The organism is Paenibacillus sp. FA6, assembly GCF_051550225.1.
In the GTDB taxonomy this organism is placed as follows: Bacteria; Bacillota; Bacilli; order Paenibacillales; family Paenibacillaceae; genus Paenibacillus_AQ.
On record NZ_CP188820.1, the window covers coordinates 742650 to 754105 of the forward strand.

15 protein-coding genes are annotated in these 11456 nt (G+C 40.9%); 14 read left to right on the forward strand and 1 reads right to left on the reverse strand.

The annotated features are described in order from the left end of the window. The first annotated feature begins 171 nt into the window (after positions 1 to 171). From ACP8HI_RS03345 to ACP8HI_RS03355, 3 genes are all read left to right on the forward strand, one after another. Positions 172 to 1269: a GntR family transcriptional regulator gene (locus tag ACP8HI_RS03345; protein ID WP_438351692.1), complete on the forward strand. Its 1098-nt coding sequence runs from the start codon at positions 172 to 174 to the stop codon at positions 1267 to 1269. Positions 1270 to 1520: 251 nt separating this feature from the next. Continuing rightward, entirely contained in the window at positions 1521 to 2222 is a 702-nt protein-coding gene (gene araD, locus ACP8HI_RS03350; RefSeq protein WP_438349724.1) for an L-ribulose-5-phosphate 4-epimerase, read from the forward strand. Between the two features lies 1 nt (position 2223). After that, positions 2224 to 3891: a ribulokinase gene (locus tag ACP8HI_RS03355; RefSeq protein WP_438349725.1), complete on the forward strand. Its 1668-nt coding sequence runs from the start codon at positions 2224 to 2226 to the stop codon at positions 3889 to 3891. A 105-nt stretch (positions 3892 to 3996) separates the two neighbouring features. Here the strand turns inward: ACP8HI_RS03355 and ACP8HI_RS03360 are convergent, their stop codons facing one another. Next, positions 3997 to 4575, reverse strand: a complete 579-nt coding sequence (locus tag ACP8HI_RS03360; RefSeq protein ID WP_438349726.1) for an XRE family transcriptional regulator — start codon at positions 4573 to 4575, stop codon at positions 3997 to 3999. A 215-nt stretch (positions 4576 to 4790) separates the two neighbouring features. On the opposite strand from ACP8HI_RS03360, the gene ACP8HI_RS03365 reads away from it, so the two are divergent. The 11 genes from ACP8HI_RS03365 to ACP8HI_RS03415 all read left to right on the forward strand — a co-directional run bounded on the left by ACP8HI_RS03365 (position 4791) and on the right by ACP8HI_RS03415 (position 11415). Further along, a complete protein-coding gene (locus tag ACP8HI_RS03365) occupies positions 4791 to 5177 on the forward strand; it encodes a phage holin family protein (protein WP_438349727.1) in 387 nt (128 codons plus the stop codon). A gap of 81 nt (positions 5178 to 5258) precedes the next feature. After that, entirely contained in the window at positions 5259 to 5546 is a 288-nt protein-coding gene (locus ACP8HI_RS03370) for a Dabb family protein (protein ID WP_438349728.1), read from the forward strand. A gap of 85 nt (positions 5547 to 5631) precedes the next feature. Beyond that, entirely contained in the window at positions 5632 to 6060 is a 429-nt protein-coding gene (locus ACP8HI_RS03375) for a DUF86 domain-containing protein (protein WP_438349729.1), read from the forward strand. A 21-nt stretch (positions 6061 to 6081) separates the two neighbouring features. Continuing rightward, complete coding sequence (locus ACP8HI_RS03380; RefSeq protein WP_438349730.1) at positions 6082 to 7011, forward strand: DUF4261 domain-containing protein; 930 nt, start codon at positions 6082 to 6084, stop codon at positions 7009 to 7011. A gap of 118 nt (positions 7012 to 7129) precedes the next feature. Beyond that, a complete protein-coding gene (locus ACP8HI_RS03385) occupies positions 7130 to 7483 on the forward strand; it encodes a YtxH domain-containing protein (protein ID WP_438349731.1) in 354 nt (117 codons plus the stop codon). Positions 7484 to 7663: 180 nt separating this feature from the next. Next, on the forward strand, positions 7664 to 8476 hold the full coding sequence (gene racE / locus ACP8HI_RS03390) for a glutamate racemase (protein WP_438349732.1): 813 nt from the start codon (positions 7664 to 7666) through the stop codon (positions 8474 to 8476). 106 nt (positions 8477 to 8582) lie between these two features. Beyond that, positions 8583 to 9782 carry a M14 family zinc carboxypeptidase gene (locus ACP8HI_RS03395; protein ID WP_438349733.1) on the forward strand — a complete coding sequence of 400 codons (1200 nt, stop codon included), beginning with the start codon at positions 8583 to 8585 and terminating at the stop codon, positions 9780 to 9782. Between the two features lie 314 nt (positions 9783 to 10096). Continuing rightward, entirely contained in the window at positions 10097 to 10339 is a 243-nt protein-coding gene (locus ACP8HI_RS03400; RefSeq protein WP_438349734.1) for a hypothetical protein, read from the forward strand. 137 nt (positions 10340 to 10476) lie between these two features. After that, the gene (locus tag ACP8HI_RS03405) at positions 10477 to 10779 is read left to right on the forward strand and encodes a HesB/IscA family protein (RefSeq protein ID WP_438349735.1); all 303 of its coding nucleotides are present in this window, start codon (positions 10477 to 10479) and stop codon (positions 10777 to 10779) included. A gap of 30 nt (positions 10780 to 10809) precedes the next feature. After that, on the forward strand, positions 10810 to 11031 hold the full coding sequence (locus ACP8HI_RS03410; RefSeq protein WP_438349736.1) for a DUF1450 domain-containing protein: 222 nt from the start codon (positions 10810 to 10812) through the stop codon (positions 11029 to 11031). 108 nt (positions 11032 to 11139) lie between these two features. After that, positions 11140 to 11415, forward strand: a complete 276-nt coding sequence (locus ACP8HI_RS03415; RefSeq protein ID WP_438349737.1) for a hypothetical protein — start codon at positions 11140 to 11142, stop codon at positions 11413 to 11415. Positions 11416 to 11456 lie beyond the last annotated feature (41 nt).

An 11456-nucleotide genomic window follows, 5' to 3' on the forward strand; every position in this document is an offset into this window, starting at 1 on the left:
AATATAAGAAAGTATAAGTTTCACTTGATACTCAATTTCTTATATTTCGGCAGAGACGGATACCTTAAAGCGATACGAAGTATCGCTAGCATCGGAAGCATAAACTTCTTGAAAAAGGATGGCATAGCCGTTTCTGTTTGTTTGGATATCAATGTTCTAACGGAGGAATACATGATCGCGAAATATAAGCAAGTGAAGCAAGAGATTCTATCCTGGATTCATTCATCTAAGCTTTTGCCAGGAAGCCAACTCCCTTCAGAGAATGAGATTTCTGAACAGTATAAAGTTAGCCGTCAAACGGTGAGGCAGGCTATTGGTGAATTGGTGCAGGAAGGATGGCTATATCGTATTCAAGGTAAAGGAACGTTCGTATCTAACGAACCGGGTGTTAAGTTAGTCAGTAACAGTACTCAGACTATCGGTGTCATTACGACTTATATATCGGATTACATATTCCCATTAATCGTACAAGGTATTGAGAGTGAGCTAAGTAGCCGAGGATACCGCCTTGTATTATCTAGTACGGATAATGATCGGGGCAAGGAGCGAGAGTGTCTTGAGATGATGCTTGATCAATCCCTCAGTGGACTTATTATAGAGCCGACCAAAAGCGGAGAACGTAATCCTAATCTCAGCTATTTCTTGACGCTGGAGAATAGGAGAATTCCGTATGTTATGCTTAATGCTGCGTATGAAGAAATGAATTCACCCTGTTTACGCGTGGATGATGAACGTGGTGGCTTCCTTGCAGCTGAGCACCTGATTTCATTAGGACATCGAAGATTAGCAGGCTTCTTCAAAACAGATGATAAGCAAGGCATCCGTCGAATGAAGGGGTTCATTTCCGCGCACCATAAATACAATGTATCGATATCCCCTTCTTCTGTATTCACGTATACGACAGAGGAGAAGAATGATACACCCATTCAGCAAGCTAAGCAGTTATTGAGTCAATCTGTTGAGGATAGACCGACAGGATGGGTCACATATAACGATCAATTGGCAGTAACTTTACTTGATACAGTGCGTTCTGCGGGGTTATCTGTACCTGATGATTTATCAATTGTAGGATTTGATGATTCATTCTTGGCAACAGCCACTGAAGTAAAGCTGACAACGATAAGTCATCCGAAGCAGGAACTGGGAATTAGAGCTGCTGAATGGCTTATCTCTATGATTGAAGGGAAATCAGAGTTACCTGAGGATAGTCAAATGATTTACAAGCCTGAGCTAGTTATTCGAGAGTCAACGGCCATACCTAAACAATGAAGTATCCTTGGGTTGCCGGATTGGTCCATCTAGACACAACTTAGAGTCTTTTCTCATCATGGGAAAGGGCTCTTTATTTTATTCCGAAAAAGGTTGGAAAAGTTGTACGTACAAGTGTATAATATAATCGTAGCAAGAAGCGGATTGATTCCTTATTACGCTAGAACTGAAATGATATTGGTCATTATATGATGCGCTTACATGATCATCTTCACCGAAAATGAATGTAGGGAAAAGGAGATGCTGTATACATGTTAGAACAACTGAAGCAGGAAGTATTAGAGGCGAACTTAAGCCTTCCGAAGTATGGGTTAGTTACATTTACCTGGGGAAATGTTAGCGGTATTGACCGCGAGCAAGGGCTGGTAGTCATCAAACCAAGCGGTGTACCTTACGAACAATTAAAGGCGGAACAATTGGTTGTTGTAAATTTACAGGGAGATATCGTTGAAGGAGATCTTCGACCGTCTTCGGATACACCAACACATCTTGCTTTATATCGAAGCTTTGAAGGCATCGGTGGAGTTGTACATACACATTCATCTTGGGCTACAAGTTGGGCACAAGCAGGACGTGGGATTCCAGCACTAGGAACGACGCATGGTGATTATTTCAATGGAACTATTCCATGTACTAGAAGAATGACAGACGAAGAAATAGCGGGTGAATATGAGTTAGAGACGGGTCATGTCATTATAGAAACTTTTAAAGATTTGAATCCAATGGATGTACCTAGTGTTCTGGTGAACCTGCATGCTCCTTTTAGTTGGGGGAAGAATGCGCATGATGCTGTTCATAATGCTGTTGTAACCGAAGAGGTTGCTAAGATGGCGTACCGCTCTTTTATACTGAATCCAGAACTAGGTTCAATGGATCAAGCCCTTTTAGATAAACACTTTTTCCGTAAACATGGCGCGAATGCTTACTATGGTCAGAAGAAGGAGGATAACTAAGATGAGTACGAAATATGCAATTGGCGTGGATTATGGTACGGAATCAGGAAGAGCAGTACTTGTGAATCTAACGAATGGTGACGAAATAGCAACGCATGTGACGCCCTATCGTCATGGTGTTATTGACGAAGTTCTTCCTGTGAACGGTTTGAAGCTAGGAATGGATTGGGCTCTTGAGCATCCCGCAGATTATATCGAGGTTCTGACGAATTCAGTTCCAGCTGTTATGAAGGAATCGGGTATCTCACCAGAGGACGTTATCGGTATTGGAATTGATTTCACAGCATGTACAATGCTTCCGATAGATGAAAATGGTACACCACTATGTTTCGTAGATGATTATAAAGAAAACCCACATAGTTGGGTGAAATTATGGAAGCATCATGCCGCTCAGGATGAGGCTAACCGATTAAATGCTATCGCTGAAGAAAGAGGAGAGAACTTCCTTCCACGATATGGCGGTAAGATATCTTCGGAGTGGATGATCGCAAAGGTGTGGCAGATTTTAAATGAAGCACCAGAAATTTATGATGCTGCAGACCAATTTGTTGAGGCAACGGATTGGGTTATTATGAAAATGTGTGGTAATTTGATGCGGAATCAATGTACGGCAGGTTACAAATCTATTCATCATAAACGGGATGGATATCCTAGCAAAGAATTCTTTAAAGCGCTAGATCCACGGCTGGAGAATATTGCAGATACGAAGCTACGGGGTGAAGTGTATCCTCTTGGGACTAAAGCGGGTGGGTTGACCTCAGAAATGGCCGAGAAGATGGGGCTAATGGCTGGAATCGCAGTTGCTGTTGGGAATGTAGATGCACACGCAGCTGTTCCAGCTGTAGGAGTAGTTACTCCAGGCAAGCTAGTTATGGCTATGGGCACATCCATTTGCCATCTTCTATTGGGAGATGAAGAACGCGAAGTAGAAGGAATGTGCGGTGCGGTAGAAGACGGTATTATTCCTGGTTATTTCGGTTATGAAGCTGGGCAATCAGCCGTAGGGGATATTTTTGCATGGTTCGTCGATGAGTCTGTTCCTAGTACGGTGCAAGATCAGGCCGAGGAGGAAGGCATCTCCGTTCACGAATGGCTTGAGAAGAAAGCGGCAGCATACCGTCCAGGTCAGACGGGACTGTTGGCTCTTGACTGGTGGAATGGAAACCGCTCTGTGTTGGTAGACACGGATCTAACAGGTTTAATTGTTGGATATACTCTATTAACGAAGCCAGAAGAAGTATACCGTACGCTACTGGAAGCTACAGCTTTCGGAACTCGTAAAATTGTGGATGCATTCCATAATAATGGTGTTCCTGTTGATGTATTATATGCTTGTGGTGGATTACCACAGAAGAATAGGTTACTTATGCAGATTTATGCTGACGTTACTGGTCGTGAGATAAAAGTGGCTGCATCTACTCAGACACCTGCTCTTGGTGCAGCTATGTTTGCTGCGGTAGCGGCTGGTACGGAGGCAGGCGGATATGACAATATCGTTGATGCTGCAAGTCATATGGCTCGCATCCGTGACGATAGCTTTACGCCAATTCCTGAGAATCAGGCAGTATATGACGTGTTGTATCAAGAATATAGCAAGCTCCATGATTACTTCGGTCGTGGTGAGAATAATGTGATGAAGAAGTTGAAGTCTTTGAAGGAACAGGCATAAGTATAACCATCCTTTAAAAAGACGATATAGCCGTTTCTTCTTGTGTGCAGAATGAATAAAGCTCGGAGGACTGTGATGTATTTCAGTCCTCCGAGCTTTATGTGGTTACAATACGCAGTCTGCAAATAGAATAGTCTTAGGGATTCGGAAAAAGTCTTCTGCCTTTTGTTGGAATGATATAGATGGTAGTGTCCCCTGGTGTAACCATTTACGGAATGTACCCGGATGAACTTCAATCCATTTACTCACATCACTTACTGAAAGATCATAAACCATACAAAGCCCGGTAAGAATATGGTTGCTAACTGGAGAACGAGTTATCGTTCTTCGCATGAATTTCGAATGGGTAGGCTGGCAAATGATAGGATTCTGCTCAAGGAGAGTTTCATTAAATAGAATATGTCGAGGATAACCTAAATGCCGACATACATTCTCCATATTTTTCTTGCCGGGAATTCTTCCTTCATATACCCAAGCACTCACACTTCGAGATGATATAGAAAGTTCCTCAGCCAATGTAGACAGTTTGATGTCTTTTACCATCAGAATAGCGAGCAGAACACGATTGCGTATTTGACAACGAGTGGGTTTGCGGAAACGTTTCACGCGAACACCTTTTCCTAAATACTTACGATTGATCAGAGCCCAAGCCTGGATCGAATGTTTCTCTAGTTGTATAGGCATAATTCCTCCGATAATTTTAATTAAATTTATTACTCTACATGTTCATTGTACTTCAATAATAACACTAATCATCCCCAATTCACAATCAGACTAACTCTATGAATCTATTGAGAATGATGATATACGCCAACGCAATCTAGCATCTCCAACATATGATAATGTACGTTGGAGGTTATGGGGGTGTGGTTTGGATGAATATATATTTCCTTAAAGGAATGAGCGGAGTTATTGGAACCATCTTTGCATTTTTGTTTGGTGGCTGGACTCAAGTACTTACTGTTTTCTTAATTGTTATTATTATTGATTATATTACGGGAGTGCTAGCAGCTATTAAGACTAAATCTGGACTTAATAGCAAAATTGGGTTTTGGGGGTTAACTAGAAAAGCGTTAATGTTCCTTGTTATATTAATAGCGCATCAAATGGATCTTTTGCTAGGTAATGGAATCGAAGCGGTGAAAAGTGGAGTGATCTACTTTTACATGGCGAATGAACTCATATCTATTACCGAGAATTATGGACAACTAGGGTTACCGCTTCCCGACCAAATAACGAGATTGATTGCTGTTTTGAAAAATAAGGATAGCAATAAGAAGTTATAAATGACAAGCTTCTTTCCGAAAGTCATGTGGTATGTTATATTTTTGATAAACCTATTACTTTAAGATGATAAGGAGTATTCCATGATAAAACATATTGTATTGTTTAAATTAAAAGATAGTTCTCCTGAAAGTATTAATAGAACGGCAGATGTACTGCGAGATATGAAGGGGAAAATACCTCAGCTCATATCCATAGAAGTTGGGATCGATGTTATTCGTTCTGAAAGATCTTACGACATTTCACTTATTACGGAAGTAGAGTCATTAGAAGCTCTACAAGCCTATCAAGTTCACCCCGTACATCAGGCAGTGATTCAACATATGAACGAGTTTAAGGAAAGTTCTATCGCTGTAGACTATGAGTTATAAGAGAGAGTTCAAAAGATGACTATTTGAACAACCTCTAATTAAGTAGAAGGAAGCAATCGCTAACAAATTTCATGGGGGTCAGGCTGTGTATTATGTTAATAAAGAACAGATTGAGGGACGCTTGCATACCATTCCTGAGATTGTAACAGGTCTGCAAATCGTGGCAGACCAATGGGATGGAGGTCTCATCTTGGGATTTGCACAAGAGAGAGCTTTACATTTAGCCATTGAGGTAGTAACAGATATCGGGAGCTATCTTATTGATGGTTTCATTATGCGAGATGCCAGCAGTTACGAAGATATTCTAGATATTACACACGAGGAGAAGGTATTTAATAGTACGGTGCATGCGGTCTTAATTTCGTTAGTTAAACTCCGTAAACCATTGGTACAGAACTATTACGAATGGGATCGACCTTCTCTTCACCCTCTTACACAGGCGCTTCCAACGATCTTGAATGAATTCTCTACTTCTGTAAGAGATTATTTAGATCAGGAATTAGGGACTTCGTGATGATAAAGGAGCGAGTATTGAATGACTTCTGAAATGGAAATTAAGAACAAGGATGATCAAGAAATGAAAGATAGTGATCTTTCGGGATTTGCACCTGTGTATATCATTGAATTTCTGTATGATCAAGCACCTGTTGTATCCTTGGAGAAACTTCGTACAGCCATTGTAAAGTATACAGGGAAAGTGAAAATATCAGATGCAGAAGAAGAGTTACCCTCGCCTTTTGCAAATGAATTGGATGAGTCTGAAGAAGAGACAGCTAAGCCACATGTTTTCTTTCATATGGATCATAAGGTATCTTTCGACGATGTAGAAGTGCCTGCTCAAAGTTGTATCTATGATCCTCGTCTTATTCAAGATAACAAACGTTTCGAACGTGCTATACAACAAAGTTTTCACTGGCAGGACGCTCAAAAAACTGTGGACAGCTGTAAATATAGTCTGCGTGTTCATGATTTATTTACGGCAGGGCTACCTTATAAGGAACGTTTCGAGCTTATATTAGGTTTAGTTCACGCCATTCAAGAAACAGCACCATGTAAGGCTATGTATTGGCATGGAAGTGAGAAACTAGTCGAGCCCAATACATATTTGGAAGCTGTTGAGATGGGGGAGAAGCTATATGGTGCGGTGAATCTGCGCCTTTATAATACTGCCAAAGACAAGGTAATGATTATGGATACCCTTGGATTATCATCTCTGGGAATTCCGGATTTACAATGTCATTTCTATGACATGGATCCTAGTGAGGTCGCACGTGATTTGCTCGTGATTTCTAAGTATATATATGATCAGGGGGATATTATTCGCGATGGGGAGTCCATTGGAACATCAGCTGACAAAGCCTATCTATGTGAGCATCAGCATGCGCTAGTCATTCCGGAACGTTATGTTCTTGATCTTAATCCTGGATCTAAGCATGATGCGAGGCAATTTAAGCAGAATGAATAAATGATTATTTATATGAGTTGTCCTGTGTGTCAAGTCAAGCTCCTTCTGATTATAATGCATTAAGAAATAGGCATTCGCCCGATCATGGGTTGCTTTAGTTACTAAGAAGGAGAGATGAATGATGAAGGACAATGATAAAAGCTTCTTATGGGGAGCATTGGTAGGGAGTTTGCTCGGATCTGTCACAGCATTACTGTTAGCACCGAAACAAGGGTCTGAACTACGTAAAGATATTGCCGATACCACTCGTCAAGTAAGTAGCAAGACGCAGGAACTGGTGGGTGTTGCTAGTGAACAGGGTTCAAATATCTATGGGATAGTGAAGAACAAGGCAACTGATATTGCTCATAATATTCAATCGTGGCGTCAATGTAACAATGAAGATTCAGATGAGAAACTTGAAGTTTCATCTATCCTTGAAGCTCCAGAATTAGATGCATTTGATATCGATGTAGATAATGAGTTGATCTAACTTTAACGTGAAGAGCAGGCCTTATCCTGAATGAATGGGATACAAGGTCTTTTTTTCTGTGATGATATATCTTGAAGGTTTAATTGAACTGGGATAATATTTAGGTACATTATTGTTTCCTTGGACATATAGTAGCACAGTTGGGAAATAGAAATTGACATAGAAGGAAGCGGTGTGTTCGTGCAACATGCAATTGCGATATTAGACTCAGGAGTTGGGGGACTAACTGTAGCTAGTGAAGTCATGAGACAACTCCCGAGAGAGAAAATTATATATTTTGGGGATACTGCTCGTACACCATACGGACCGAGGTCATCTGAACAAGTCAGAGTGTTTACAGAGCAAATTGTTGATTTCCTCATTCAGTTCGAACCAAAGATGATTGTGATCGCTTGTAATACAGCAACAGCAGCAGCGTTAACGTATATTTCGGAAAAGGTAACGATCCCGGTGATCGGTGTTATTCACCCAGGAGCTCGTGCAGCGATCAGTGCTACTAAGACTGGTGAGGTTGGTGTGATCGGCACAGTAGGTACGATTGGAAGTGGAGCTTATACGGTTGCATTGCAAGAACTTTCTCCATACGTCAATGTAATAAGTGAGGCTTGCCCATTGCTTGTACCACTCGTTGAGCAGGGTTTATTTCGCTCAGAAGTGACAACACATATTGTGGAACAATCATTGGAGAACATACGTAATACAAATATCGATTGTCTTATTCTTGGCTGTACACATTATCCTTTCCTTATGGATACGATTCAAGATGTGATGGGGAGTGACGTCAAGTTGATTAACTCAGCCGATGAGACGGCAAGAGAAATCAGCACGATATTATATGATAAAGGTCAGCTCGCTAAAAATGATGAATCTCCGGTTCATCAATTTATTTGTAGCGGGGATGGCGAAATATTCAAGGGCATTGCGAAACAATGGTTAGGTGAGCAGATACAGAGGACTCCTGTAATCTGGCAAGTTTCTAGGTTTGATGACTAAATTTGAAATTATATAGCATGAAGTACCCCGATATAGGCATACAATCTAACCACTCATTCTTTGTTGTTTGCGGTTAAATATGAAGTCCGCAGAAAGGGAGGTTTGTATGCTGCAATATATTGTTCGTAAGGGAGATACACTTCAGCGCATCGCTGCCAAGAGAGGGCTTAAGCTTGAGAATATTGTATATGCGAATCCATGGTCCTCTGATCAACCTTATCTTATTCCTGGGCAAATACTATTTCTTCCTTCAACACCCCGGCGTAGATATGAGATACAGTCAGGGGATTCACTGAAAAGAGTTGCAGAACAATTCGCTGTTAATGAACAGACTCTAGTAGAAATGAATCCTGGAATTTCACATGATCGATTTCCAACAGGACGTGTCCTGGTACTTCCTTCACCGGAGTGTAAATGTATTGTTGAGCCACAAGGTGAGTATGGATATAAGGAAATGATGGAAGACATGGAAGAATTATTGGATAAATATAAGTTTATCGAGGCGAAGGAAATAGGCCATAGTGTTATGGGTAAATCACTCGTTATGTTGAGAATAGGGAAAGGTAAAAGACAGATACATGTCAATGCTTCTATTCATGCCAATGAGTGGATTACCACATTATGTTTGATGAAATTTATCGAAGAGTATGCTGAAGCGTATTATAGCGAGCAAATGTGGAATGGGTATGATCCGCAAGAGTGGTTCGAACAATGCACCCTTTGGCTGCTACCTATGGCTAATCCAGATGGAGTAGAACTGGTTCAAGAAGGTGTTACACATGAACATGTTTATGCTCAGCAACTATTGAGTTACAATAACCAACGAAGAGATTTTAAACATTGGAAATCTAATATTCGGGGTGTAGATCTAGGCGACCAATTTCCTGCTTATTGGGAAGAAGAAGGGAAGCGCAGGGGCATAAAGTCTCCATCACCTCGCGATTATGGGGGAGCGTTTCCACTTAGTGAGCCAGAGGCAGAAGCTCTTGCTACGTTTACGCTCGATATAGCGCCAGATGCTGTTATTTCGCTACACAGTCAAGGGCAAGAGATTTATTGGAATTATCGTGACTTTGAGCCTGAAGAAAGCCGGAGGATGAGTGTTAGACTAGCTCAAGTGAGTGGATACCGAGCTGTTAAATTACAGGGAAGTGACGCAGGATATAAAGATTGGTTCATTCAACAATTCAAACGTCCTGGGTTTACGGTGGAAATTGGTCAAGGAGTGAACCCCCTTCCCACGAATCATTATCGAAATATGACTCTTGAAGTCGGAATGATTATAAGAGAATTAATGGATTTATAACGAAATGATGTAACATTTTAGTGGAAAAGCCGTATGATATTCAAGGGGGGGTTGACCGCTTAATAGGATTCAATTTCTTATAATGAGAGTTCAAAAAGTCAGGTTTTCAGCACCGAGAAGATTGGATGAAGGTAGGGAGTGAGGAGCGGAGCGTAGGCAGTCCCTACGTGAGCACCGGAAGGACCGGCTGAATTCAATCTTCGATGTCGAATATGCCTCTTGGTATACTTCGTGATCAAAAGATGACTTTTTGAACAACCTCTTAATAGTGGTTGCTCCCTCTCGTTATAGCTTTAAAGATGGAGGCAGAAAACATGAAACTTAGAAGATTGCTATCATTTAGGCATTGGTCTGTTATGATCGGTAATATACGACGGTATGTGTTCTCATCCGAAGTGTCATTGTTGGACAAGCTATTGTTTCTAGTTCCAGTCATTGTCTATTGGCTATTTCCTCTAGATTTATTACCAGGACTTCCATTTGACGATATTGGAGTGACTATGATCTTGATGGGATGGTTCACTTCACGAATACAACGTAAACACCCAACATTGTAAAGCGATTTATTTGAATAAAAGGGGATCTTGATCGCAATAAATAAGGACAAGTGATGAAGTGTCTTGCGAATTAAGTTCTGTTTCTTTACAATAAATATAAGAGTGCAATATTACATTGAATTTAGGGGACACATCAGATGAATTGTAAAATAACCCGCAGTGCGGCAAAAGTACTATCTAAAGAATTGAATAAAGATGAGAATAAGGATTTGAAACTTCGTGTATTTGTTACACACGCTCACGGAGACCATGCTCATTATGGGATGGATTTAGATACAGCAACGGAAAAAGACGAAGTGGTATCAACGGATAAAGATATCGATGTCATTTTGGATTCAAGCGAACCATTACTTGATGGTGTGAGGATAGATTACTTTTATCTCCCTGAGGAAGGTTTTGTTATTACAAATCCATCTAAAGGTAATCATGGAGACCATTAAAGCTATATTGTAAAGAAGGATGGATTAGACATGGCAAACGATATACGCGTATGTGATAAATGTAAGCATATACGTCTCAAAACTATTGTACCTAAGCTTCAAAAGATGGCGCCTGACGCTGAAATACAGGTAGTATGTAAGTCTTACTGTGGCCCTTGCGGAAAGAGAGCGTTCATCTATATTAATGGACGTTATCTAAGTGCATCGACAGAAGATGAGGTACTGGCTAAAGCGGCTCCTTTTATAAAGTAGCGGCTTTGGTAAATGATGATGTTTCTCCGAGTACATAATTCCTTACCATAGTAACCAAGCTAATGATGGTAACTGATAAGGAATATGTATTGAAGGGGGAACAAGTGAATGTCTAAACGTGATTTTTCTAGTATGCAAACGAACACACCCATTTCTCAAGCGAATAATGCGGTAGATAGGCTCCATCAGTCGATAACACAAGCTGTAAGCCATCCAACGAAGCAACTAGTGGATCAAGCGGAGAATTCCTTAGCTCATGCGGAGCAGGCCGTTCAGGCCCTTCAAGGCAGTGAGATAGGACTAGCTGCTGAACAAACTGAGGAATGGCTTGCCGAAGAGAAAAGTCGGCTAGCAGCAATTAACGTTTCTGAGATGAATGATTAGTCTTACAAATGGAAGAAAACCGCTACAAAAGAGTAATCCTC

What these genes read in the sequence shown, in the direction of transcription:
- ACP8HI_RS03345 (WP_438351692.1), top strand. Translation starts at nt 172, where the DNA reads ATGATCGCGAAATATAAGCAAGTGAAGCAAGAGATTCTATCCTGGATT.
- araD (WP_438349724.1), top strand. Translation starts at nt 1,521, where the DNA reads ATGTTAGAACAACTGAAGCAGGAAGTATTAGAGGCGAACTTAAGCCTT.
- ACP8HI_RS03355 (WP_438349725.1), top strand. Translation starts at nt 2,224, where the DNA reads ATGAGTACGAAATATGCAATTGGCGTGGATTATGGTACGGAATCAGGA.
- ACP8HI_RS03360 (WP_438349726.1), bottom strand. Translation starts at nt 4,575, where the DNA reads ATGCCTATACAACTAGAGAAACATTCGATCCAGGCTTGGGCTCTGATC.
- ACP8HI_RS03365 (WP_438349727.1), top strand. Translation starts at nt 4,791, where the DNA reads ATGAGCGGAGTTATTGGAACCATCTTTGCATTTTTGTTTGGTGGCTGG.
- ACP8HI_RS03370 (WP_438349728.1), top strand. Translation starts at nt 5,259, where the DNA reads ATGATAAAACATATTGTATTGTTTAAATTAAAAGATAGTTCTCCTGAA.
- ACP8HI_RS03380 (WP_438349730.1), top strand. Translation starts at nt 6,082, where the DNA reads ATGACTTCTGAAATGGAAATTAAGAACAAGGATGATCAAGAAATGAAA.
- ACP8HI_RS03385 (WP_438349731.1), top strand. Translation starts at nt 7,130, where the DNA reads ATGATGAAGGACAATGATAAAAGCTTCTTATGGGGAGCATTGGTAGGG.
- ACP8HI_RS03395 (WP_438349733.1), top strand. Translation starts at nt 8,583, where the DNA reads ATGCTGCAATATATTGTTCGTAAGGGAGATACACTTCAGCGCATCGCT.
- ACP8HI_RS03400 (WP_438349734.1), top strand. Translation starts at nt 10,097, where the DNA reads ATGAAACTTAGAAGATTGCTATCATTTAGGCATTGGTCTGTTATGATC.
- ACP8HI_RS03405 (WP_438349735.1), top strand. Translation starts at nt 10,477, where the DNA reads ATGAATTGTAAAATAACCCGCAGTGCGGCAAAAGTACTATCTAAAGAA.
- ACP8HI_RS03410 (WP_438349736.1), top strand. Translation starts at nt 10,810, where the DNA reads ATGGCAAACGATATACGCGTATGTGATAAATGTAAGCATATACGTCTC.
- ACP8HI_RS03415 (WP_438349737.1), top strand. Translation starts at nt 11,140, where the DNA reads ATGTCTAAACGTGATTTTTCTAGTATGCAAACGAACACACCCATTTCT.